Consider the following 24767-nt stretch of genomic DNA (forward strand, 5'->3'; position numbering starts at 1 on the left):
CCGCAGGAGTCGCCGCCTTGCGCTCCGGATCCTTGAGTGAAGGAGTTATCAGGTTTGTTGGGATTATTTTCTTCTGAAATTGACTACGAAGCTTCTCTCTTTGATTGAAGCAACATGCCCCAACCGGGCTGGCCACGAAGACTCCTGTGGGACAGCGATAGCTGAAGACCCCGCAGGAACGCAGTGACGAGGAGGCTGAAGCTGAGCCCACGGAAAGCGAAGTGGCCGGACCGCTTGGGGATTATGCACCGCTATACATTTTGGTCAGACTTTGTCTACAGTCTGAACGCACAGCCCATTAAGTTGGGCTGTGCGTTTTTTACGTCTCAGACGTTCTTCGTTGATGGGAAATTCGATACGCATCGTGTCGAAAGTTGAGGATCCGATCTTCTGAGCATTCAATGCCTTCTGTAACAAGTGTAGGATCGAAGACAATTTGATCTGCTTCCGGCGCTTCTTCTGTAATCGACAAATAGCCGATCGTTATTTTCTCCCGGGTTTCTGGCCATTCTTTTGTCGGATCATCAGTGGGGTCTCCCGGCTCCCCCAAAATCACATTCAAGTGGAAGTTCACCGGACCTTGTGCGATTCTGTCTTCTATATCCGCTTCAAAAAAACCGACCGGCAAGGCAACCGCATCAAGCGGTGATAATGTTTCCACCCCTTCTTCCGGTTCCCACAAATACTTAACCGGCTGACGCTGGCCGTCTTGATTGGTAAAATAAAACGCATGAATCGAATGGTACTGGCCAGTGGCAAAACTAGCTGGTGCCTGCATTTTCCGGATGTTGTCGATCATTGCTCCACTTTCAGGATAATCAGCCAATAAACCAGCAAGCTCCTTTAAGCTGGGTTTTCCTTTCTTGAACGATTTGACGACACCAAGCATCTCCGTAAAAATTTCAGGTGTTTTAGCAAAGAAGATAGGAGACGTGACACCAACAATATTGGTGGCTTCCCCGTTCGGCAAACGGAATTGGACCGCCATTCCTTTGACCGGCGACATGGCATCAGCCCATGTCGGATCTGGAGAAAAATGGGAAAATCGCACAAACGCGCTGCTCTCTCCTTGTTGAAAATGCGGCGCTGTCGTCAAATGGTTGGCCGAACCCGTCGCTGTAAAAATCGCCCTGTAACTTTTTCCTCTGGCATGGGCTCGCCGATAGCCCGGATAAATACCGAATACCTTTTCAATTCGATTGATGGCCGTTTCTGCTAACTCATCCATGTCATCACCTCTTCTATGTTTCATACCCTTATTTGACGATTTTAACGTCTCAATGCTGGTCTGCATACAACCACCATGAAACGGTGGCTGCCAAGCCGATGAAACCTGTGAAAAGAACCAAAAAGAAACTGCCGGCTCCGAGTGCCGTCTCCGTTCCAGCCATTCCACTGAATATGGCTGGAACGGCCCAAGGGAAAAATGCTCCATAGCCGGCTGCCGCAATAACTTGGGCGAGCACCACCATGAAAAGGATAAAACCGATGGGCGCTAAATAGCCTCTGCCATAGCAGGCCAAAAAAGCAGGCGGAGTGCTGAGTGCCAAAGTAAGAAGCGTCGTAGCCAGCAATACAAATCCGCTGTCCGATACCATCTCCAAAGACCATTGTGGCAGCTGGATAAAGAATCCGATGCTCACTCCCAGCAGGACAATATAGACGCTCAGCAATAAATTCGTTAACATTACCGCTAAAAACTTTGCCAGGATGAGGATCATGCGGTGTGTCGGCAAGGTCAAAAGATCCTTAACGGTCCGATCTGCGTATTCTCTGCCAAATACCCAGCTTGTCACAAAGCCGAATACCAGAATCCCTCCCACAGCAATAATTTGCGCCAGCATACTCAGGTATGTTGGCCAATCTGCTACACCGAAAATCTGGGCTTTATCCCCAATCAATCCTGAACTTTTCGCAAGCTCTGGGTTTTTTAATACAAATATAAAGAATCCTGCCATCATAGGCGCCATCGTAAAGACAGCTAAGGTAATCCAAATCATCTTCGATTTCCGGATCTTCAACATCTCCACTTGAACCGCCCTCAAGAAAGCCATCGAGTTACTCCTTTCGCTGAGTGATGACATGCAGAAAATACGATTCCAAGTCCTCCTCTTCCAAAGCCAGATGCGTCGGAGGAATACCACCGGAAACCAGGTACCGGGAAATCTCATCCGGGTGCCTTACAGCATAATCAGCAGTTATTTCAATTCTTCCTTCTTTGTTAAATACGGCTGAATACCCCGCGTGATTCAACGCAGTCATCGCTCTATCTTTTTCCCGCGCATCGATAACCAGACGTTTTTGGAGCAGGTCCTTAAACTGGTCTGTCCTGATTTCCTGAAGCAATTTCCCTTGATGGATTACGCCTATCCTGGTCGCAATTTTAGCCACCTCGCTCAATAGATGGCTTGACATGAAAATCGTCACGCCCAAATCCTTGGCCAGATGCTGAAACAGTTCGCGGACCTCAATGATGCCTGTCGGATCAAGTCCATTTGACGGCTCATCCAAAATTAAAATTTCCGGTTTATGCAGCAACGCTTTGGCGATGCCCAAACGCTGCGTATTGCCCAGCGAAAGCTTGCCCGCTTTTTTACCTGCATAGCCCGTCAGCTTCAGCTGATCCATCACCTGGTGCACCACATCCGCATCGGAAACCCCTCGCAACCGACGAAAAATCTCCAGATTCTCTTTGACCGTCAACTCCGGATAGGCATAAGGCGTTTCCACAAGGCTTCCTACGTTCGCCCACATAGAATGGTTGGAAAGCTCTATTTTTCGGCCTTGAATATAGCAAGACCCGTGGCTGGGACGAACCATTCCAAGCAGCATTTTGATAGTGGTTGTTTTGCCTGACCCGTTTAAACCGATAAAGCCATAAATCTCCCCTTTTCCGATTTCCAGCGAAACATCTTCTACAGCTGAAAAGTTCTTGTAGCGCTTGGATAACTGAGACAATTGAATGACAGGATTCATTTTCCCACCGCTCCTTTATCAAAGACTCTTTAGACTTTACTGAAACTGAATTTTCACTTATATTATGAGCCTGTTTCTTCCAACTTACAATCTTCTTCAGGACAACCGAAGAACTTTCCTTTCAGAACTTGAATATTCTCTACCGGAACAGGGAATACAAAGAAAGAATGCATCAAAACAGATTAAAGGAGGCAACATCAGTGGATTTCAAACACGAAAACAATAAGTTTGCGGCTCTGGAAAATTCCGAAGAATTGGCTTTCCTGAGCTATGTAGAAAATGGCGATGTTTTGACTGTCGACCATACCGAAGTTTCCCCACAGCTGGAAGGCCAGGGAATCGGCAAAAAACTAGTGGCGCAGGTTGTCGAATATGCCCGCAGTGAAAACAAGACCATTGACCCGCAATGCCCATTCGCAAATGGCGTCATTGAAAAGACCCCGGAATTCCAGGACGTTCTGGCAAAATAAGAAAGCATCCGCTCAAAGCGGATGCTTTTTTTGTCTTTGTTTGAGAGAGCCGACAGCGGGAACATGAACAATAAAAGGGGTTGGAACCTGTGAAGATCTCGCTAGAGGAAGCAGTCAAGATGAACGCACAGCCATTCCGTTCAATTGAAGATTTGACACCTCTTTTAGAAGCGATCGGCGATGCAAAGTTTGTCCTTCTGGGAGAAGCGACACATGGAACATCCGAGTTTTATACATGGCGGGCAGCTTTGACCAAAAGATTGATTCTGGAAAAAGGTTTTTCGATAATTGCTGTCGAAGGTGATTGGCCGTCTTCTCAACAGGTCAATCGCTACATTAAAGATTTTAGCGATGATAATCCCCACCCGCATGAAGTGCTTCAGGCTTTTAAACGCTGGCCAACCTGGATGTGGGCAAATGAAGAAATTGCTGATTTTATTGGTTGGCTGAGAGAGCATAACCAGAAAACGCCACAAAAAGTCGGTTTTTACGGCATTGATGTTTACAGTTTGTGGGAATCCATGGAAGAAGTAATCCATTATCTATCAAAAACCAATCCGTCCGGTGGGGATGTCGAATTGGCAAAAGAAGCATTCGCCTGCTTTGAGCCCTTTAACCGGGAACCCGAAAATTATGGCGTGACTGCTGCGGACTTCTCCAAATCATGCGTGGAGGAGGTGTCCAAATTGCTGGCCTCCATCCGCTCGAACGAAGACCTGTATAAGGATTCATATGAGAGTGATTTGGATTTGAAGATCAATGCGCTGGTCCTGAAAAATGCTGAAGACTATTATCGGGCCATGGTACAAAGCGGGGAAATGTCTTGGAATATCCGGGATGAACACATGGTGGAAGCCATCAACGAGGTTCGGGATTACCACGGCACAGAAGCAAAAATCATTATCTGGGAGCACAATACCCATATCGGCGATGCCAGCGCCACCGATATGAAAAACGAAGGCATGACCAATGTCGGGCAAATTCTCCGTGAGCAAAACCGCACGGCAGATGTTTATGCAGTGGGCTTCGGCACGCATTCCGGAACGGTCATTGCTGCACCTTCCTGGGGAGATCCTGCCGAAGAAATGGCCGTTCCACCTGCAACACCGAATACGTGGGAAGATTTTCTGCATCGGACCGGCGCTTTCAACAAATTTCTGCTGTTCCATTCGGAGAATTTCGCTCTTTTTGATCGCTGGGTTGGCCATCGTGCAATCGGTGTCGTCTATAACCCTGAATTCGAGGCATATGGCAATTACGTTCCTTCAAAAATGTCACAGCGATATGATGCTTTTATTTTCCTTGACCACACCCACGCGCTTCGCCCGCTTTAAGATAGATCGGACAGCTCTTTTGGAGCATTGTTCTTCGCCCTAAAATTTTTTGAATGTTATGATAAAAACAGACTTACCTAAAGGAGCTGTACTGATAATGACGGAAAAGGCGCAACTTGGAAAGACAGGCTTATATATCAATCCGATCGGCCTCGGCATAAATGCTGTAGGCGGACACAATCTTTACCCAGATTTAAATGAAGATACCGGCAAGGAGCTGGTACACGCCGGCATTGATAACGGACTCAACTTTATTGATACGGCTTACGCTTACGGCTATGGCCGCTCAGAGGAATTATTGGGAGAAGTGCTGCAGGAATCCGGAGCCCGCCAGGAAATGGTGGTGGCGACCAAAGGCGCTCAACGACGGCAAGGCGATGAACACATCACCGACAATTCACCTACGTTCTTGAAACAGGCGGTGGAAGACAGCCTCAAGCGCCTGCAGACCGATTATATCGATTTGTTCTACATCCATTTTCCAGATGAACAAACACCGAAAGCTGAAGCTGTCGGCGCTCTGCAACGCTTAAAAGAAGAAGGCAAAATCCGTTCAATCGGTGTCTCGAATTTTTCCATGGAACAATTAAAGGATGCCAATAAAGACGGCTATGTGGACGTTTTCCAAGGCGAATACAACTTGTTGAAACGCGAGGCTGAAGAAGATTATTTCCCTTATGTAAAAGAGCATGGCATTTCCTATGTTCCCTACTTCCCATTTGCAGCAGGCTTGCTTGCAGGGAAATACGATCAAACCAAAACCTTCAACGATTTACGGACAAATATGCCTCATCTTCAAGGAAAAGAATTCGAACGCAACTTGGAGAAAGTGCGGAGACTGAAGGACCTGGCTGAAGCGAAAGGAGCCGATACAGTCCATGTTGTATTGGCCTGGTACCTGGCACGCCCTGAAATCGACGGTGTGATTCCTGGAGCCAAACGCGCGGATCAAGTGCTATCGAACTTGAGCGCTTTGGACGTTCAGCTGAGTACGGAAGAAATTCTTGAAATCGGTTCTATTTTCAAAAGTTAACCTAAAATAAAAGGCGACCCACAGGGGGGCGCCTTTTATGATTTTATCTGAATTCGCCATCATTGATATTATACAAATAACTCCAGTTATCCGCTTTATACAACTCATGGAATGTAATGCGTTCCCCTGTTCCCAAGGTCACTTCTTCTCCAGAAATCGCTACAACCATTGCTGTCCCTGTGTTATCCAGGTTCAAGTAGACATCTCCGATAGAAGGACGGATGGCGTTCTTCTCCCGCAATACTTCCTCCAACTGAGCATCCTGCTCCAGTTGTTCAGCTGAAACCTTGGATTTATCAAAGTAGACGATATCGTTGCTGCCTTGTTCTTCTCCAGGTGCCATAACAAGGAATTCTTTTGATTTCACTGTGTTCTGGCGAGTGGTGATGACATTATTCCCTTCAACCGACTCTACTTTTTCAAACTCATTCAGCGAATAATGATCCATGTAATCGGGATCTGGTTTGGTGATTAGAATATAACCGCCTTCTTCTGCTGGCAGATCCTCACGCAAAGTGTATCGAGACCCAAAGAATAAGAAGGAATCCATATGCTTCGGTTTGTAGAATGTGACCTCATCAGCCTTGCTGGCCACTTGTTCCATATCTTTGACGCGGAACATCAGCACCGACTTCTTAGCTAGCGGCTTCACAGAATACACCTTGTGTAATTCATTTTGATAATAAACGAATTGCCCTTTTCTTACTTGCAGTAATTTCATAATTCACCCTCCGATACTGTCATTGCCATGGCTTCATTCTAGAGGAAAAATAGATAGAAGTCCATGCAAGCACTCGAATTGTTTGGTATGCTACTAACACAAAACCATTAATGATGGAGGTACCTTGCATGAATGATGAAAATAGAGATGAATATATCATCAAGAAATACCAGCAGGATGAAGAAGTGATGGTCCAACTTTTTGTTCAATGGTGCACGAACCACCAATTGAACCCTGCCGAACTTTATCAGCGGGCATATCCAGGACAACTGCAAAGCCCCGTCCTGACTGCCGCAATTGAACAGTCAGATGCAGCAGAATTGGAGATTGACCATGAAACATTGCTCGACGTCCTTCAGCTGTTTGGAAATGACGATTTGGCATTTGTGGTTTCGGAAGAAATCGAAAAGCTTCCAAAAGAGTAAAAGATCCAGTGCAGCTGCACTCGACCTTTTACTTTTTGCGTTTTCGCAGCTCTTTTGCTTTATTTTCAATATAACTGGTCCGCAGATTTTCATAACGATTGGATGCTACATTGCTGTAGATCTTATCGAATTTCGAATCGTCTTCGACCGGCTCAGTTTCTTCCGCTTCAATTTCCTCTGCTTCTGCAGATTCTGGACGTTCTCCCAGCTCTTCTTCTTTTTTTTGCTCTACCATCACCAAACACCCCTTCTTCTGATTCTCGTTACCAGAAAGTTTCCCTTCATTCCCCCTCCCTAAACAAAGGGAAGGCCGCCTTCAGACAGTCTGTTTCACATTTTTTAATGCTTGCCCAAGAAATCCAGCAAGTTCAAGCATGCCAAACTTCCCAGCTTCCGCTTCTGCATCAGCGTTGTAGTTGGTATTCGTGTTGACATCATACGTGAAAATTTCACCTTGAGCATTGCGGATGAATTCAATCCCCGCTATGTCAATTCCATTTTGGTGCAAGAAAGCTTCGTATTTCTTCAGAATGGAATCGTCAAAACCATCAATCACCTGGAACTTCGGTTTTTCTTCCGTTTCTTCACCAACCGGACAGAACAGGTCATCAATCCGGCAAGCATCTGCAGGGCATAACTCAAATCCTTCAGAAGTATCGACTTGAACTGCATAGACAAACTTACCGCCGACAAATTCGCAGCGCGTGATGAATGGCTCCGGTGCCTGAATGTACTCCTGGATCAGAGTGATGCCGTCGATGGACGGTTCGAATTCAGGGCCATCCACATATTCTTTCAGCGCTTCAAGCGAATGGAATAACCGGACGCCTAAGCCTTTTCCGGCACGGTTATGCTTGGTGATGAAGGATGGTACGCCCATCTTCTCAGCAGCTGTTAAAATCTGCTCTTTGCCATTGGCGGCAATCGTTTTCGGTGTCCGGATCCCTCCTGCATTCAATGCCATATACTGATTGACCTTGCTGACTTCCAGGCGCAGCGCGCGGCTGCCATTAAAAACGGTGCGCCCATGATGTTCCAGCCAGACCAGCAGGGATTCCGTCATTTCAGGTGCAAAACGATGGCCTCTTGTATGGGAAGAAGCGCTCATCCGGCTGTAGAAAACCCCTTCAGGCGGTATTTCGTTCAAATCCACTAGGCTTTCATCGATAAACCAGTCTTCATAAGGCAACCCCAATTCATCGAGCCGCTTAAAAAGATGCTCAGTCCATTCTTCATTTTCATGGATAACATAAATTTTTTCCGTCATGCTGTATCCTCCCAGATGTGCAGCGCTTTAAACGCCATTTTTCTTCAACTACTGTATCAGCCATAACTCGACTAAAGTTTCTGCACGAAATATTCAAACATTTATAGAATAAAATCAGTATACAATAATGTCCTTTAATCTTACCAGCAAACTAGACTTTATCCTTTTTGCATATAAAAAATAAAATCGGAATGCCGGTTCACTCTCAAGTCACTTTGCAAAAGAAGCAGGCATGACCACTGCTGTCACTTCGCCTGTCGCACATAAAACATCACCAGCATACACTTCTGTTTTCACCTTGAATTTCTTCGGATGGACTTCTTCAACTTTTCCTACGGCCTTCAAAACGATTCCTTGAGGCGTCGGTTTCAAATAATCGACATGCAGCGAAGCCGTGACAAATCGCGGCGGTTCTTCCCCACTGCCAGGCTCAAAGCCGTTTTTCCGGTGCAATGCCAATGAAGCGGAACCGGTTCCGTGGCAGTCGACCAGCGAAGCGATCACCCCCCCGTAAACGAATCCGGGGATAGCCGTATGTACTTCCTTCGGTTCATACAAAGTGACTGTTTCTTCGCCATCCCAGGCTGTACGGAATTGATGCCCTTCTTTATTGAGGCGGCCACAGCCGTAGCACCAGGCGAAGTCTTCCGGGTATTCGTCCTGAATTGCACTTACTGAATGGTTTTCCATAATTTACTCCTCTTTTCGTTGGGATATTTCTTCATGAACTAGACTTGCGCTAAGCTCACTTTTCATTAGACAAAGGAAAGAGCATGATCCTTTTCATCAGATCATGCTCTTCCTTTTTCCACCCCTCGAAAATCCTGAGGGATTTTTTGCACGCGGAAAATTTTATTAAATTCTTTCTACAAACTGTAAATCTCTGACGAAATATGAAACTCTCGTCATTGCAGTTTAGTCGCGCTGACTGTCACTTGCCGATAGGGCAGTTAGGTTCACATTTACTTCTCAGTGAATTTTTTTGGTTCTGCAGCCAGGCTTTCAATTGCACTTCCACAAAAAACTTACGGCTTACTGTTTGAAACACTTTCCGGATAGAAACCCGAGTAACAATGGTCCCTGACAAGAGTGAATATCGTCAGTAAAGCAAATTTTCCGCCAAGGCTGTGCAGTTTCTCGTCTGAAGGCGATTCTGGATCGAATCCAGTCGTATTCTTCCGACGGTGATTCCGCCTTGTACTTTACATTACCCACCTTGTATTTAAATCTAAACCTAGTTTTTAAAATTTTTTTATAAATTCTGAATAATATTTTTACATTTCTTCTTTCTGCCTCTATACTAATAATTAGTTCGAAAACCGTAATACATAGAGGAGAGATCACATGGTTAAAAGTTTGCCAGTACGTTCAGCGGTTCCTGTTGAAGAGACGTGGAATTTATCGAGTTTATTTTCAGATTCAGAAGAGTTTAACCGAGCCTTGGAAAGCTTGGAGCAGGATGCTGAAGCTCTCAGCCAAAAAACACAAGGCACGATTGCTGATGCCCCTTCGGCCATCCAGGCTTTAACAGATTATCTGGCTTTCCTTGAAAAATTAATCCCGCTGAGCACTTATGCCAGCTTAACAATCAGCACAGACCAAACCAATGACGAGGCTCAACTGCAGTCCAGTAAATTTGGAGCAGCTGCTGCTAAAATCAGCAGCAAGCTTTCTTTCATCAACAGCGAGCTGCTCGCTTTGCCGAAAGAAACCTTGGAGCAGGCAATGCAGGAATCAACGGAATTCAAGGTATTCCTGGAAAAACTTCTCCGCAAAAAACCTTACCAGCTGCATCCTGAAGTGGAAAAAAGCCTTGCCGCTTATTCATCCACGTTCAGTGCGCCATACGGTCTTTACAACACGACAAAAATGGTCGATATGAACTTTGAGGATTTTGAAGTGAATGGCCAAAAATATCCGCTCAGCTACGTCTCCTTTGAAGGCGACTGGGAAGCAGAGCCTGATACAGAGCTTCGCCGAGCAGCATTTGAAGCCTTTTCGAAGAAACTGAAGGATTATCAGCACACGACCGCCAAAACCTATGATATGCACTTGCAGACGGAAAAAACGACAGCAGATTTGCGCGGCTACGATAGCATATTTGATTACCTCCTCATCAACCAGGAAGTGGACCGCTCGCTCTACAACCGCCAAATCGACTTGATCACCAAAGAGCTCGCGCCGCATATGCAGAAATACGCAAAATTATTACAGAAGGTCCATGGCCTCAACCGCATGACCTTTGCAGACTTGAAGATTTCCCTGGACCCGAACTATGAGCCAGAAATCACCGTAGAAGAATCCAAAAAGTATATTGATGATTCCCTTTCCATCATGGGTCCCGATTACCTCGAAATGATCGATCGGTCTTATTCCGAAAGATGGATCGACTTTGCTCAAAACAAAGGGAAATCGACCGGTGCTTTCTGTTCAAGTCCATACGGCGACCATCCGTATATCCTGATTTCCTGGACCGGCCGCATGAATGAGGTTTTTGTGCTGGCCCACGAACTTGGGCACGCCGGCCATTTCTACAACGCCAACCGCGAGCAGAATGCCCTTAACGCCCGGCCATCCCTTTACTTTATCGAAGCACCTTCTACGATGAATGAAATGCTGGTGGCCAACCACTTATTGAAGAACTCGGAAGATCCGAAATTCAAACGCTGGGTGATTTCTTCGATAGTGGCCAGAACCTATTACCATAATTTCGTGACACACTTGCTTGAAGCTGCTTATCAACGCAACGTATATGAACGGATTGATGAAGGAAAAAGTGTCAACGCCAGCATTTTGAATAGCATCAAACGAGGTGTATTAGAGGAATTCTGGGGTGATGCGGTCGATATTACAGAGGGTGCCGAATTGACATGGATGCGCCAGCCGCATTATTACATGGGCTTGTATCCGTACACCTACAGTGCCGGATTGACCATCTCCACGCAAGTTTCCAAACGGATACTGAACGAAGGCCAGCCAGCTGTCGACGAATGGCTGGAGGTCCTGAAAGCCGGCGGCACCAAAACACCGGTGGAGCTGGCACAAATGGCCGGAGTCGATATCACGACCGAACAGCCATTGCGTGACACCATCGCCTATATCGGCGAACTCGTGGATGAGCTGGAACGTCTGACAGAAGAAATCGAAAAAGAATAAAGACAAATGACTTTAAAGCCGTGCGCCTATGCGTACGGCTTTTCAGATTGCCGAGAACCTTCTATCAAGTATTGATTGGCAGAAGCTTGCTGCTCCGGCTACACCCAAGGTTTTTATGAGCGTTTGGACTGAACGACTGCAAATCTCCACGAGCGACCATAAATCCTTTTGAACGCCCATAAATCCCCACGAGCGACCATAAATGAACAATCCAACTATCAAATCACCAAAAAAGCTCTCTGCCGTGTCGGCAAAGAGCTCTTTCTATAAGCTTTTATCCAAATCCCCTCGAAAAATGGGGATGCTTGTACCGGTGCACTGGTTTCGCGCTACCAAAAACGCACGATCGACGCAATAACAGCACGAAGACTTTTTCAGACTCTCTTTTTCCGCCACAGCAGGAGCTGTTCCACAAAGATAGCGATGATGGTGCCGGTGATTAGACCGTTCGATAAGGTAGCTGCCAAAACGGAGGGCAGATTCGCCATGCTTTCAGGCGGTACAAACATGATGCCGACACCGCTCATCAAACCGAACGCGGCCACTTTATAGGAATGCTGCCTGTCCCCTTCATTTTCCAATTCCGTAAAGGCCATCTCCACCATTTTGGTGAAGACCGCGAAAATGACCGCGTAAGCGACTGGGGCCGGCAAAGATGCCAGAATCGCCATGAGCGCCGGAAAAAAGCTGATCAGCACCACGATGATTCCACCGAAGATGAAGGGCTTGAGCGCCGGCGTTCTGGTAGCGCTGACAAACCCAGCCGCTCCTGAAATCGGTACGGGACCGATGGATGAAAACAATCCGGCAATGATGTGATTGATCCCTGAAGCTGCTGAAGCTTGTTTAATACGGTCTGGCGCTTCAATCGAAAAGGAGTTCTTCAACACGCTTTCCATCACACGGATCGACGCCATCATATTAGCAATCAGCAGGATGGTCAAAAACAAAGCGGTCACAAACATGCCGCTGTCCCAAATCAGCGGTCCGAAGACCAGCATTTTCGGCAAGGAAACCAATGCGCTGACGCTTCCTTCTGCTTCCGGTGCTTTTCCAAGAATCCAGAAAATCAGCCAGCCTGCAGCAATCGCAAACAGGATGGAATAACGGCTGATCCAAGGAGCTTTATGGCCCATGAAAAAGAAGGTCAGTAAAATAACCGCAATGCCGCCCATCAGTACCACCCCATCCACTGAGTCACCTTCAGAGATGATGCCAAGTAAGCCCGTTAGAATCGACTCACTGATTTGAAGAACCAACAACAGGAGGTAAACGAAAGTGATGGTTGGCGTAAACAGGATTTTCAGTTTGTCGACCAAGCCTGTATAGGCAAAGACGATAAAAAGAACGCCGCTGTATAGCAGCCCGCTTTGCAGTGCTTGAAGCGATTCTTCCATGGAAGCATACATAATTCCAACCAATCCCGCATAAACAATGAATATCCCCCACCATAAGCCAGCTGGTCCTTCATTGATCGGCATTCGGTGCCCGATGGATGCCTGTACCAAACAGGCGACGCCCAGTACGAACATGGTCCGCTGTACGAATAGCGCTGTATCTCCTGTATCCATGCCAAAAATACTGGCAATTGCGATCGGTGCCGCAATAGAAGAGGCGATCAGAAAGACCGCCCATTGCACACCGCCAAAAATATTTTTCATAGTCGCTGTCCCCACTTCTCTATTCTCCTCGATTGCTTACAGTATACACCTATTGAAAAGATCAAAAAAAGCCCTGACTGTTGTCAGGACTTCGGTTTATCACGGGCAGCTTTTGCTTCATTCACTTTGCGTACTGTTTCCTGCGGATCAGCGTTGTCCTCATCTGGGCTTTCTGCGTCAAAACCATCTTTGTAGACAGCCGGATAGCCCTGTTCTTCCAATTGCTTCACTTGCTTGCGCGAAGCTTTAACCAGTAACCGCACGATCAATACGGATAAAATGAATATAATAACGACAGAAATAATCCCAGGGATATACTCCGATTTGTCTTCAGGAAAATATAAAAAATCCATTGTGTTGATTCCCACCTTTAAACCTTAAGTTTCATCTCATTATACATCATTCATTCTACTGTTCTTTTAATGAACGTGAACATTTCATGGCAAGTTCCATCCGATTGCCGATGATTCCAACCCAGAAGAAAAGCCGACTTCCTTTGAAATCGACTTCTCCCCAAGACTATTAATGGTTTTCAGAAACCACGGTAAACCGTTTATTCTTATGTTCGCCACTCTCGATTTCATCCACCAGCGCAATGGCATAATCAGCATAGCTGATGTAGCTCTTCCCTTTGCTGTTGACGATAAATCCGTCATCGCCTTTTTGGTAACGGCCTGTACGGCGGCCTTCCGGATCAAAAAATGCAGCAGGACTCAGGAATGTCCATTGGATTCCTTCCGACGCTTCCAGATCAGCCAAATTTTGTGCCTGGCCATTGGCAATCGATTTAAACGCTTCAGGAAACTCGGGAGTTTCTGCCAGACGGGTTGTGCGTGCTTCATCAACGAACAAACTGCCAGCTCCTCCGACTACAATCAAACGGGTATCATGAGCTTCTTTAAGTGCGTCAATCAGAATTCTTCCGGCTTCGATATGCTGCTTGGCCTTTTCAGGTGGAACACCGAACGCATTCACCACTACATCAAAGGGCGCTAAATCTGCTGCCGTTAAACCGAAAACATCTTTCTCCAGCACCGGCACATCCGAATTTTCGACCTTTTGCGAATCTCTGACAATGGCCGTTACTTCATGCCCTCTTTTCAATGCTTCTTTTAAAATTAAATTGCCTGCTTTTCCTGTGGCGCCTATAATACCTATTTTCATTTACTTTTCCTCCAGTCTCTATAATCTGCATAGGAAGCGAACGAAACGGCTCTTACACCGCTTCAACCACTTTGCTCTTTTCCTGAGAATCGTGAAGAACATCCACTGTCGAACAGTTCAAGTAAACTTTAGGCAGTCGCAACGTGAAAACGATTTGCCGCCTGCTTCAACACTTCAAATGAGCGTTTTCTTTTTTCCTGATCGTAGATATAGGAAACCGCAATCACTTCGTTAATCTGCAATTCAGCTACAAATTTCCCTAAATCCTCACTTATCGTTTCTTCATCGCCTTTAAAGGTGTATTGGGACATGCCCCGCACCATCATCTCTTCACGGTAGCTCCACTGTCCATCCATTGTATCCAACGGTGGCTGAAGCAGGTTCTTGCTGCCTCTTACGACGTTCAGATAGAATAGATCACTGGATGTCGCCAACTTCTCAGCTTCTTCGTTGGAGTCTGCTGCGACGACATTGACACACACCATGACATACGGCTCAGCCAGATATTCCGAAGGCTGGAATCCGTTGCGGTAAATCTGCAGGGCTTGTTGCAGCTGCTGTGGTGCAAAATGTGCAGCGAACACATATGGCAGTCCAAGGCTTGCAGCAAGCTGAGCACTTGAAGTACTTGATCCCAGGATATAAACCGGCACTGCCGTTCCCACGCCCGGATGCGCTCGGACTGGACCTTGCCCATCCAACGGCTTCAAGTAATTCTGCAGTTCGACGACGTCCTGTGGAAACGCGAACGCGGTTTCCTGCGTGGTTCTGCGAAGCGCATGCGCTGTCTGCATATCAGTTCCTGGAGCACGTCCGAGACCCAAGTTCAAACGTCCCGGATGCATGGTTTCCAACGTGCCGAATTGCTCTGCAACAACCAACGGTGTATGATTCGGCAGCATGATTCCGCCCGATCCCACTTGAATGGATTCGGTGTTTTCAAGGACTTTGGAAATGAGGATTGCCGTAGCTGAGCTGGCAAGCGTAGCTGTATTGTGATGCTCAGACAGCCAAAAGCGGTTGTACCCCAACTTCTCAGCGTGCTGTGCGATTGTGACCATTTCATCTAATGCATCTTTCGTCGTTCCACCTTCACGGACTGGCACCAGGTCCAGAACGGAAATCGGGAATGAATCTATGGATTGTGACATTTTTTAACTTCCTTTCATCCTTCATATGCTTTAAGGATAAAAGGAAAATATCTGGTACACAAACTATCTGCCTGTCTTCCCCTGCCAAAGGAGAAAAAGCGAGCGGTTCAGATTTCGTAACTCTTTCCTATTACTGCAAATTCGACTTCGCCTGAATAACTGGACTTTGCTGCATGCAGAATTTCATCCAACTCTCCATATTGCGGCAAGTGGGTCAGCAGCAATCGCTTGGCACCGGCACGTTCAGCCAATTCACCAGCCTGGCTGCCGCTGAGATGCCCAGGAATAATGCCCAGGTATTTTTCGTAAAGATTCGATTCAGCAACCAGCAGATCTGTCCCGTCCGAAAAACCGATCAGCTCATCTTTCCAGCTGGTATCTGCCGTAAACACCACACTCTTGCCATCCGCAGTAAATTTCATCGCCAAACAATACACCGGATGAATTGTCTCGCAAAAAGATACTTGCCAAGGCCCCAGCTCCAAAGTCTCGGCAGCCTGTATTGCCCTGCCTTCGGTGACACCTTTATAGAACAGTTTCTTGAACTCTTCCTGGTCCTTGTCATGTGCGTAAATCAGCAAGGGAGTTTCCCACTCCTTCAATTGCATACCTACCATCGCTGCATGCTGCAGAACGCCGATATCAGCGATATGATCCGGGTGATAATGGCTGATGATGACCGCATCCAATTCACGCAATTCCGTATAATTCTGGACGGCCGCCAAGACACCGCTGCCACAATCGACTAAACAGCGGAATCCGTCCTGTTCAATCAAAAAAGCTGATGTCGCTTCATTTTTATTGGGATAGCCTCCCCAAATGCCAATCGGTATGACCTTCAAAGAAATCACTCCTTGTTTTTAATTTCCTCCAGTATACCTGACTGACAAAAGATCCTCTTGTTTAAACTCCCCATTGCCGTGGTATGCATACTAGTAAGATAGAAATTATTTGGAGGGATTACTTTGACTTTAAAAATGACAGTCGAAAACGCAGTACAGGCAAAAAAGGAAATCGAAAAATTGGAAACGCAAGGTTATTCACTCGATAACATCTACATCTTTGCACATGACAAAAAACGCGGAAAAGACATCACGAAGGCTTTGGATACAGAAGAAGTCGGCGTCAAAGAACAGGGATTCCTGGACAGCATGAAAAACATGACCAGTTCACGCGGTGACGAGCTTCGTGCAAAATTGGCAGCTGCAGGCTTATCCGATCAGGAAGCAGAGCAGTATGAAGAAGAACTTGATAAAGGAAAATTGGTTATTGTTGCAAATAAAGACGTAGAATAATTGAGTATCAAAGCATCGCCGAAACAATCGGCGATGCTTTTTTTTGCGCAGGAGCAATCATTTGAATTTTCTTTTTTACTATCTTAATATGTTATTTTTATCCATTTATCTCAGTAGGTATATAGAGTTATATACAGTTTTAATGCTCTTTTCCTGTTGTATACGCTTACTTCTTTTGCTATATTTAGATAGGGATTTTTTAATTTTTAAAAAACTTGCTATTGTATTAATTCGCACCAAGGGGGAACAACATGAAAAGTTTAAAAATGGGGAGTGCCTTTGCCGGAATTATTGTCGGAGCTGGATTCGCTTCTGGACAAGAAATTCTTCAGTATTTTACCAGCTTTGGCCATATGGGGACTGTGGCCGCCATCCTTTCAACTGCTTTATTTGCTTATTTAGGCATGAGCTTGACTCGACTAGGCAGCCGAATGAAAACTACATCACATAAAGAAGCCATTTTTGGCATCAGCGGCAGACTCGTTGGAACAATCGTCGATTATATCATCATCCTCACCCTGTTCGGTGTAGGCGTAGTGATGATTGCGGGAGCCGGATCCATCTTCTCTCAGCAATTCAATCTACCGGCTCCACTTGGCAGTACGGTCATGGTGATTCTGGTAGTTCTGACCATTATGATGAACGTCCAAAAAGTCATCGCCATCATTGGCAGCATCACGCCATTCCTGGTCGTCGCTGTTGTTGGATTAGCTGTCTATAGTTTATTGACGATGGATTCGTCGTTTAATGCACTGGACCCAATCGCCAATGAACAGATGTCGGCATTGCCAAACTGGTTCCTGTCCGCCATCAATTATGTTTCATTTAATATTGCAGTGGGTGCTTCGATGGCTATCGTCATGGGCGGAACTGAAAAAGATGAAAAAATCGCAGCACGCGGCGGGCTTATTGGCGGACTGATCTTAGGTGCCATGATCATTCTGAGCCATTTGGCAATTTTCTCTAAAGTGGATATTGTCGGCAGCGCAGAAATGCCGTTGCTGCAAATTGCCGATGACCTTTCACCGATTCTCGGAGTGATTATGTCATTCATCCTTTTCGGCATGATCTACAATACCGCTGTCAGCATGCTGTTTTCATTCTCAGCGCGCTTTGTCGTACTGGGAACCAAAAAATTCCGTATTTTTGTTATCATCGTTGGTATTGTGGCTTACATATTAAGTTTTGTCGGGTTCACGAAGCTTGTAAGTATGTTTTATCCAATCGTCGGTTATCTCGGCCTGTTCCTTGTCGTAGCCCTAATTGTTGCCGATATCCGAAAAACGCACAAAAAGAAACTCCAATAAGTGAAGTTTCTTCCTCACTGATACTTAAGCCGCCAAAGCATGCAACACTGCTTTGGCGGCTTTTTTATGGTACGGTGGATAAAGAAAAGCGAAGGCACCCGTGGAGCTCCGACAGGCTTAAGGCAGAACTGCCAAGCGGTGTTTCTGTGCCGCTGGGCTGGGCTGACTTAAGACCCCGAGGAGCTGGGTGGCGCAGCTGGACAAAGAAAAGCGAAGGCACCCGTGGAGCTCCGACAGGCTTAAGGCAGAACTGCCAAGCGGTGTTTCTGTGCCGCTGGGCTGGGCTGACTTAAGACCCCGAGGAGCTGGGTGGCGCAGCTGGACAAAGAAAAGCGAAGGCACCCGTGGAGCTCCGACAGGCTTAAGGCAGAACTGCCAAGCGGTGTTTCTGTGCCGCTGGGCTGGGCTGACTTAAGACCCCGAGGAGCTGGGTGGCGCAGCTGGACAAAGAAAAGCGAAGGCACCCGTGGAGCTCCGACAGGCTTAAGGCAGAACTGCCAAGCGGTGTTTCTGTGCCGCTGGGCTGACTTAAGACCCTATAGAGCTCCGCAACTCGATAAAGAAAAGAAGAAGGAGTCTTTTTATGAATCAATTTATCAAAACACCTGAACAGCAAGCGTTAGTCGATCAACTCCGTGTCCTTCAGCCCGTTTTTCAGGCGCGTGAGCCGGAGCTGGATGCACGCGGCTCCTTCCCTTTCGAAAACATCAAAGACCTGAAAAAAATGAATTATCATACCTTGACCTTGCCGAAAGAATCCGGCGGCCAGGGACTTGGATTGTACGAATACGTATTGGCACAGGAAGCCATAGCGGAAGGATCCGGAGCGACGGCTCTCTCCATCGGCTGGCATGTCGGCATCGTTCTTGAGTATGCAGAAAATCGCCATTGGCATGCCGAGTCAGCGGAATGGCTGATGGCAGAAATCGCAAACGGTGCGCTCATCAACACCGCCGCTACAGAAGCGAATGCCGGCAGTCCTGCCCGTGGCGCTTTGCCGCGCACTACAGCAGTTACCGAGGGGGATCAGTATATTGTCAGCGGAGAAAAGACCTATACTTCCATGGCACCTGCACTCAATTATATTTTCGTGACTGCTGCTGCGGAAAATGATGAAGTCATCACGGTCATCATTCCTCGCCACGCCGAAGGGGTATCGATCGACGAGACCTGGGACATGCTGGCGATGAGAGGTACAGCGAGCCACACACTGGTCCTCAATCATGTCCGAATTCCCAAAACACATGTATTAAAACCTTCCGGCTCGGCTGCAGCCGCTAAAGGCTGGCTGCTTCATATCCCTGCCTGTTATATCGGAATTGCCGCGGCTGCAAGAGCCTACGCAGTTGAATTTGCAGCCAACTACAGTCCAGCATCTCTCGGCAAGCCGATTGCGGAAACTCCTGCTATCCAACAGACCATCGGTGAGATGGAACTTGAGCTTACTACTGCCCGCCACCTTCTGTACGGTACTGCAGAGCGCTATGTTCTTGCCGATGATAAGGCAGAGATGGATGAAGCATTGAATGTCACAAAAATCGCTGTCACCCATGCGGCAATGGGTGTAGTGGATAAGGCGATGAAAATTGTCGGATCCCGTGCCCTTTCAGAAGACAATCCGATGCATCGCCATTACCTGAACGTCCGTGCCGGACTCTATAATCCGCCGATGGAAGACATGGTAAAAAGCCAATTGGCGGCGCAGGCAATCCAAAGCTTTACCCAACACTCAAAATCAGAGGTGAAATAAACGATGGAAACCATTATTTGGATCAATGATACTGAAGTCCACGCGTTAAACTTGAAAGAGGAATTGATTGAAGACCCCCATTCCAACCAGAAGAAAAGAAAAATTTCTTTTGACTTCAAAGTAACCAGTGAAGAATACCATGACATTGCGGTATTGCTTTATGAAATGAATTTTCGGATCCGCGTTCCGGTACAAGAACTGGAATTTAACGCGGCCATCTCCAATTATTCGACATCCATCACTGATTTATATAAACCCGGCCAAATTGCCGATTACTACTTGGAGTTAATTGAACAAGCATAACTATCAAAAGAAGCCCGGAACCTTTTACAGGTAACGGGCTTCTTCTCATTTCCGCTTAAAGCGGCTTCCTTTTTTCTTCGTTCGAAGCCTTGTTATCAGCTCTTCAGCTTGTTCCCTCTTGGCCATGGACGTTTCTTCATCCAAGGTGACTGCCAATTGGCCATTTTCTGCATCGATGGTAAACCAGGAGTTGATGTGACTTCCTTCAGGCAAGCGATTGGCTGGCAAAACAAGTTCGATTCCTTCTTCTTCCACTAGGATGACTGCGTGCCTTTCATCCTCAATCCGGTCCAAAATCCCTTTCATTTCATCACCCTCCTACGCATGCCAGACCCTGCTCTTGAATAGCACTCAGCGTCCCTTGGCCGATTCCTTTGATATCCAGCAATTCTTCGACACGCTCAAACGGACGCTGCTCGATGATTGCCTTAGCATAAGCTTCACCGATTCCTGAAATCTCCTGCAATTCCGCTGAGGAGGCTATATTTAAATCAATACACCGATTTTCTCCTTCAGTCGGCACACCTTCCTGTTGGGTCAATACGTTATAGGACGTGCCATCCGTTTTAACAACAATGGTGCCATTGACGTCTGTCCCATACACTTCAGCGCCTGCATTTTCCGCAGCAGCAATCACTTCTGCATGCGGATGTCCGTACGAATTATCGGCTCCCGCACTGTAAATCGCCACTTCAGGCGTCACTGCTTTCAAAAAGGCAGGGCTTGTCGACGTATTGGAGCCGTGATGGCCTAAATGCAGAATTTCGGCATCTAAATCCATGCCGCTGTCGATCATTTCCTGTTCCTGCTTGACGCCCGCATCACCTGTGAAAACAAAACGAACATCACCGTAAGTCATCTTTAACGATACCGACTCTTCGTTTGCTGCACCGGTGATTTCGTCTGGATACAGCACGTCAATTTGCATTGAACCCACATCAAAAGTGTCACCGCTTCTCGGTTCCACATACTCAGACCCGCTCGCTTCGATGGCTTGAAGCACATTGAGGAATGTATTGGAGCTGCTTGTGTTGCCGGACATCCATACTTCCCCAACCTCGAATTCACCAATTACCTGTGCCAGCTGCCCGATATGGTCGGCATCCGGATGAGTTCCGATGACGATATCGATATCGTTGATTTCCTGCTGCTTCAAGTAATCCACGGCTTCTGTCGAATTCCAGTTGCCGGCGTCGATCAGCATTGCAAACCCGTCGAATTCAAGCAATGTGGAATCCCCTTGTCCGACATCGATATAATGTACCGTCAATCCATCCAATGCCGCTTCCTCTCCAACAGGTTCCTCAGGTTCTGGTTGTTCAATTTCCTGATCTGTTTCGTTGTCATTGCGTTGTTCCACCGGTTGCTCGACTGATTCTGTACAAGCTGCCAGCAAGATGAAAATCACAACTGCCCATAAGGCCCATATAATCTTTTTCAAAAACTCACTCCTCTTTCTCCAGTGAATTTTACCATATACAATAGAGAAATAAAAAAGCAGGCCAAGAAAAGTTCCTGGTCCTGCTTACCTTGCTTCACGTAGACATATAGTCCCCGCCGTTCATATGGAGGAACTGGCCCGTCATATATGAATTTTGCGGATCGGCCAAAAATACATAGGCTTTAACCAACTCATACGGCTGACCCGGGCGCCCGGCCGGCACATCTTCACCAAAGTCGTCGCCGACATCGGGATATAAATCACCGAAGGTTTTGGTGATCAACGGAGTCCAGATCGGTCCTGGAGCAATGCCGTTCACGGCAATTTCCTCACGCACTAAGCGCCGGGCCAATGACCTGGTCATTGCCACCATCGCCCCATTGGCTCCTGCATAGTCGATGAGATCGGAATGACCGCGGTAAGCGTTGATGGAGGCGGTATTAATGATGCGTGACCCTTTCTTTAAATGCGGCAATGCCGCCCTCGTCAAATAGAACATGGCGAATGCCTTGATTTCAAAGGTTTTCAGCATCTGTTCATCCGTGATATCCAAGGGTGAAGTCTGGGGATATTGATAGCCCGCATTATTAACCAGAATATCTACTTGGCCAAACTCGGTTAAGGTGAATTGGACCAACTGGTCACAGTTCGCCGATTTCCCTAAATCACCACTCAACGCCTTGGCTTTGCCGCCATAGCTTTCAATCAGTTCAATGGTTTTTTGGGCTCCTTCATCGTCACCGAGGTAGCCGACCACTACTTTTGCCCCTTCCTTGGCGTATGCGATTGCGACGGCTTGGCCGATGCCGCTGCTGGCACCTGTGACAATCGCTACCTTGCCTGCCAGCGCTCCACTGGCTTTATAATCCTTTAAATCGGTGTTGTCGAATTCCTTATCCGCCATGTTCCCACCCTTTCAGCTTCTAATGTACACTTGGAATCTTCGTTAAATGCCAAACATCATCTGAATATTGCTGGATGGTACGGTCACTGGAGAAAATGCCGGAAGCTGCGATGTTTTTGACACACATTTCCGCCCATTTCTCCGGTTGTACATAAGCATCCAGAATTTGTTCATGCGCTTTGGAGTAGCTGCGAATATCCTTCAGCACAAAGTAAGGATCACGATCTTCCAGCAGCTGATCAACAATAAAGTCGACATTCGTTTTACCTTCTGTCCATTCCCCTTTGACCAGTTCTTCCATCAACTGTGCAAGTTCCGGATCCGTTTCAATTATTTCTTGTGGATTGTAGGACTGTTCCTTCTCATGCTGCATCACCTGTTCAGCACGCATACCGAAAACAAATGCATTTTCTTGTCCTGCTTGCTCAAATATTTCGACATTTGCGCCATCAAAAGTGCCGATCGTCAATGCACCATTCATCATCAATTTCATATTCCCAGTTCCGGAAGCTTCTTTAGAGGCTGTCGAAATCTGTTCACTGACATCTGCAGCTGGAATCAGGTATTCTGCTTGGGTAACATTATAATTTTCTACAAAAACAACATGGAGATGCTTTCTGACCAATGGGTCACTGTTCACTTTCGCTGCCACTGTATTGATCATTTTGATGACTTGTTTCGCAAAATGGTAACTTGGTGCTGCTTTCCCTCCAAAAAAGAAGGTTCGCGGATATGGCCGATATGTTGCATCCCGCTTAATCCGATCGTAGAGCATCTGGATATGCAGGATATTCATCAATTGGCGTTTATAGCCATGGAACCGCTTGATGTGAATATCGAATATGGAATCGGGATCCACAATAATATTCTGGTTTCGTTGAAGGTGGTGAATCAACTGCTCTTTTTTCAAGCTTTTGATCGCCTGGAAGTCTTGAAGAAATGAATGATTTTGAGCGAAATAATGCAATTCGCTTAACCGCTCAGGTTCTCTGATCCACTGCGGCCCAATCGTTTCCGTAATCAACCCGGACAACTCCCGGTTAGCTTTGATCAACCACCGGCGATGCGTAATGCCATTGGTTTTGTTATGGAATTTATCGGGGAATTGTTCATTTAGTTCTTTCATCTCACGCTTCTTCAAAATCTCCGTATGCAGTTTTGCTACCCCATTCACTTTATAGCTGCCCACTACCGCCAACACCGCCATCTTTATGACACCATTTTCGATAATGGATAATTTGTGGAGGGCTTCCTCGTCTACAGCTTGCTGCTGCAGACTTTCTTTAAAGCGCCGGTCGATTTCTTCAATGACCATATAAATTCTTGGAAGCAAGGATTGGATCAACCGACTGTCCCATTTCTCCATCGCTTCTTCCAAAATCGTATGATTTGTATAGGAAATAGTGCGGGTTGTAATATCCCAAGCTTCGTCCCAACTCAAGGCATATTCATCTACCAAGAGGCGCATCAATTCAGGAACCGCCAGAGCCGGGTGCGTATCGTTGATTTGGATGGCAACATTCTCTGGAAGTGCCTCTATATCAAAACTGCGGTTGTTTAAAATGGTTTGAAGTGACGCGCTGCACAGGAAATACTGCTGTTTCAGGCGGAGGATTTTTCCGGCATCGAGTGAATCATCAGGGTAAAGCCGATCCGTGATTTTAGCGGTCTCGTGTTCATAGACTGCATAATCTTTATCACCCGGAAATGGGCGGTCTGAAACTTCCGCCTGCCATAACCGAAGCGTATTGACAGTACCGCCATTTGCTCCGACCACTGGCATGTCATAAGGCACGGCTTTGACCCACTCTGAATTTTCCACTCTAATCTTAAGCCCATCCAATCCCATGACCAATTGGACTTCTCCATAATAAGGGATGTCCACCGCCAATTCTTCGCGGCGAATGTCTACATTATTTTCTTCCTGTATCCATTGAGTAGGCTGCTCGGTCTGGTAGCCGTTAACAAAATGCTGGGTGAATAGGCCACCTTTATAGCGCAGCCCAAACCCATGTCCAGGCAATTCAAGGGAAGCCAGCGAGTCCATAAAGCAGGCTGCCAATCTTCCAAGGCCGCCATTGCCAAGTCCAGGCTCTATTTCAAGCTCTTCTATCTCTGACAGTTGAAAGCCCAGCTCCTCCAACCCTTCCTTGACGAGTTCATAATGATCTAAATTGATCAGATTTTGTCCCAGGACCCGTCCAATCAGAAATTCAATAGAGAAATAATATAATTGCTTTTCATTATTTTCTTTATACAATTGATTGGTCCGATTCCAACGATCCTGTATCCATTCGTTCGTCATTTCCCAAAGTGTCTCATAAGCAAGTTCTGGCGTTTTTTCAATTCTCTTGTGTTCCATACGAGTGACAAAGCTTTTTTTGAACTCTTCTTTGGAAGAAAACATAA

The 24767-nt window shown here is 46.6% G+C and carries 25 protein-coding genes; 9 read left to right on the plus strand and 16 right to left on the minus strand.

Annotated elements, in window-relative coordinates; translation table 11 throughout:
- Nucleotides 1–319: 319 nt before the first annotated feature.
- Genes K8U60_RS09135 through K8U60_RS09145 form a run of 3 tightly spaced genes read right to left on the minus strand, consistent with a single transcriptional unit; the run spans nt 320 to nt 2976 of the window.
- Complete coding sequence (locus tag K8U60_RS09135; RefSeq protein ID WP_223637347.1) at nt 320–1228, minus strand: catalase family peroxidase; 909 nt, start codon at nt 1226–1228, stop codon at nt 320–322.
- A gap of 49 nt (nt 1229–1277) precedes the next feature.
- A complete protein-coding gene (locus tag K8U60_RS09140; protein WP_223637349.1) occupies nt 1278–2054 on the minus strand; it encodes an ABC transporter permease in 777 nt (258 codons plus the stop codon).
- Between the two features lie 4 nt (nt 2055–2058).
- Nucleotides 2059–2976 (minus strand): ABC transporter ATP-binding protein, encoded by a 918-nt coding sequence (locus K8U60_RS09145; RefSeq protein ID WP_223637351.1) that lies wholly within the window; start codon nt 2974–2976, stop codon nt 2059–2061.
- Between the two features lie 200 nt (nt 2977–3176).
- On the opposite strand from K8U60_RS09145, the gene K8U60_RS09150 reads away from it, so the two are divergent.
- From K8U60_RS09150 to K8U60_RS09160, 3 genes are all read left to right on the plus strand, one after another.
- Nucleotides 3177–3446 (plus strand): GNAT family N-acetyltransferase, encoded by a 270-nt coding sequence (locus tag K8U60_RS09150; RefSeq protein WP_366522835.1) that lies wholly within the window; start codon nt 3177–3179, stop codon nt 3444–3446.
- A gap of 89 nt (nt 3447–3535) precedes the next feature.
- Entirely contained in the window at nt 3536–4780 is a 1245-nt protein-coding gene (locus tag K8U60_RS09155) for an erythromycin esterase family protein (protein WP_223637355.1), read from the plus strand.
- A gap of 97 nt (nt 4781–4877) precedes the next feature.
- Nucleotides 4878–5813 (plus strand): aldo/keto reductase, encoded by a 936-nt coding sequence (locus K8U60_RS09160; RefSeq protein WP_223637357.1) that lies wholly within the window; start codon nt 4878–4880, stop codon nt 5811–5813.
- A gap of 43 nt (nt 5814–5856) precedes the next feature.
- On the opposite strand, the gene K8U60_RS09165 is transcribed toward K8U60_RS09160, so the two are convergent.
- A complete protein-coding gene (locus tag K8U60_RS09165; protein ID WP_223637360.1) occupies nt 5857–6534 on the minus strand; it encodes a hypothetical protein in 678 nt (225 codons plus the stop codon).
- Between the two features lie 128 nt (nt 6535–6662).
- Here K8U60_RS09165 and K8U60_RS09170 point away from each other — a divergent pair, with 128 nt between their 5' ends.
- Nucleotides 6663–6959, plus strand: a complete 297-nt coding sequence (locus K8U60_RS09170) for a hypothetical protein (protein ID WP_223637363.1) — start codon at nt 6663–6665, stop codon at nt 6957–6959.
- 28 nt (nt 6960–6987) lie between these two features.
- On the opposite strand, the gene K8U60_RS09175 is transcribed toward K8U60_RS09170, so the two are convergent.
- From K8U60_RS09175 to K8U60_RS09185, 3 genes are all read right to left on the minus strand, one after another.
- Nucleotides 6988–7194, minus strand: a complete 207-nt coding sequence (locus K8U60_RS09175) for a hypothetical protein (RefSeq protein ID WP_223637366.1) — start codon at nt 7192–7194, stop codon at nt 6988–6990.
- Nucleotides 7195–7275: 81 nt separating this feature from the next.
- Entirely contained in the window at nt 7276–8226 is a 951-nt protein-coding gene (locus tag K8U60_RS09180; protein ID WP_223637369.1) for an ATP-grasp domain-containing protein, read from the minus strand.
- A gap of 210 nt (nt 8227–8436) precedes the next feature.
- Nucleotides 8437–8916, minus strand: a complete 480-nt coding sequence (locus tag K8U60_RS09185) for a PaaI family thioesterase (protein ID WP_223637372.1) — start codon at nt 8914–8916, stop codon at nt 8437–8439.
- Nucleotides 8917–9570: 654 nt separating this feature from the next.
- On the opposite strand from K8U60_RS09185, the gene pepF reads away from it, so the two are divergent.
- On the plus strand, nt 9571–11382 hold the full coding sequence (gene pepF, locus K8U60_RS09190; RefSeq protein WP_223637375.1) for an oligoendopeptidase F: 1812 nt from the start codon (nt 9571–9573) through the stop codon (nt 11380–11382).
- Nucleotides 11383–11756: 374 nt separating this feature from the next.
- Here the strand turns inward: pepF and K8U60_RS09195 are convergent, their stop codons facing one another.
- The 5 genes from K8U60_RS09195 to K8U60_RS09215 all read right to left on the minus strand — a co-directional run bounded on the left by K8U60_RS09195 (nt 11757) and on the right by K8U60_RS09215 (nt 16200).
- Nucleotides 11757–13043 (minus strand): purine/pyrimidine permease, encoded by a 1287-nt coding sequence (locus K8U60_RS09195; RefSeq protein WP_223637378.1) that lies wholly within the window; start codon nt 13041–13043, stop codon nt 11757–11759.
- An 83-nt stretch (nt 13044–13126) separates the two neighbouring features.
- Nucleotides 13127–13396: a hypothetical protein gene (locus K8U60_RS09200; protein WP_223637381.1), complete on the minus strand. Its 270-nt coding sequence runs from the start codon at nt 13394–13396 to the stop codon at nt 13127–13129.
- 169 nt (nt 13397–13565) lie between these two features.
- Nucleotides 13566–14207: an NAD(P)-dependent oxidoreductase gene (locus tag K8U60_RS09205; RefSeq protein WP_223637384.1), complete on the minus strand. Its 642-nt coding sequence runs from the start codon at nt 14205–14207 to the stop codon at nt 13566–13568.
- 128 nt (nt 14208–14335) lie between these two features.
- A complete protein-coding gene (locus tag K8U60_RS09210) occupies nt 14336–15358 on the minus strand; it encodes an LLM class flavin-dependent oxidoreductase (RefSeq protein ID WP_223637386.1) in 1023 nt (340 codons plus the stop codon).
- Between the two features lie 107 nt (nt 15359–15465).
- Nucleotides 15466–16200 carry an MBL fold metallo-hydrolase gene (locus tag K8U60_RS09215; RefSeq protein WP_223637388.1) on the minus strand — a complete coding sequence of 245 codons (735 nt, stop codon included), beginning with the start codon at nt 16198–16200 and terminating at the stop codon, nt 15466–15468.
- A 123-nt stretch (nt 16201–16323) separates the two neighbouring features.
- Here K8U60_RS09215 and K8U60_RS09220 point away from each other — a divergent pair, with 123 nt between their 5' ends.
- The 4 genes from K8U60_RS09220 to K8U60_RS09235 all read left to right on the plus strand — a co-directional run bounded on the left by K8U60_RS09220 (nt 16324) and on the right by K8U60_RS09235 (nt 20013).
- On the plus strand, nt 16324–16653 hold the full coding sequence (locus K8U60_RS09220; RefSeq protein ID WP_223637390.1) for a YflT domain-containing protein: 330 nt from the start codon (nt 16324–16326) through the stop codon (nt 16651–16653).
- Between the two features lie 251 nt (nt 16654–16904).
- The gene (locus tag K8U60_RS09225; protein ID WP_223637403.1) at nt 16905–17960 is read left to right on the plus strand and encodes a YkvI family membrane protein; all 1056 of its coding nucleotides are present in this window, start codon (nt 16905–16907) and stop codon (nt 17958–17960) included.
- A gap of 583 nt (nt 17961–18543) precedes the next feature.
- Nucleotides 18544–19710, plus strand: coding sequence for an acyl-CoA dehydrogenase family protein (locus K8U60_RS09230; protein ID WP_223637420.1), 1167 nt, complete (start codon nt 18544–18546; stop codon nt 19708–19710).
- Nucleotides 19711–19713: 3 nt separating this feature from the next.
- The gene (locus K8U60_RS09235; protein WP_223637423.1) at nt 19714–20013 is read left to right on the plus strand and encodes a DUF3219 family protein; all 300 of its coding nucleotides are present in this window, start codon (nt 19714–19716) and stop codon (nt 20011–20013) included.
- 45 nt (nt 20014–20058) lie between these two features.
- On the opposite strand, the gene K8U60_RS09240 is transcribed toward K8U60_RS09235, so the two are convergent.
- The 4 genes from K8U60_RS09240 to K8U60_RS09255 form a co-directional block, all read right to left on the minus strand.
- A complete protein-coding gene (locus tag K8U60_RS09240; protein WP_223637426.1) occupies nt 20059–20319 on the minus strand; it encodes a DUF3006 domain-containing protein in 261 nt (86 codons plus the stop codon).
- Nucleotides 20320–20323: 4 nt separating this feature from the next.
- Nucleotides 20324–21454, minus strand: a complete 1131-nt coding sequence (locus K8U60_RS09245; RefSeq protein WP_223637440.1) for an MBL fold metallo-hydrolase — start codon at nt 21452–21454, stop codon at nt 20324–20326.
- A 94-nt stretch (nt 21455–21548) separates the two neighbouring features.
- Complete coding sequence (locus K8U60_RS09250; RefSeq protein WP_223637442.1) at nt 21549–22358, minus strand: SDR family oxidoreductase; 810 nt, start codon at nt 22356–22358, stop codon at nt 21549–21551.
- A 19-nt stretch (nt 22359–22377) separates the two neighbouring features.
- The gene (locus K8U60_RS09255) at nt 22378–24765 is read right to left on the minus strand and encodes a glycogen/starch/alpha-glucan phosphorylase (RefSeq protein ID WP_223637445.1); all 2388 of its coding nucleotides are present in this window, start codon (nt 24763–24765) and stop codon (nt 22378–22380) included.
- Nucleotides 24766–24767: the final 2 nt, after the last annotated feature.

Source organism: Planococcus circulans, from assembly GCF_020023385.1.
GTDB lineage: Bacteria > Bacillota > Bacilli > Bacillales_A > Planococcaceae > Planococcus.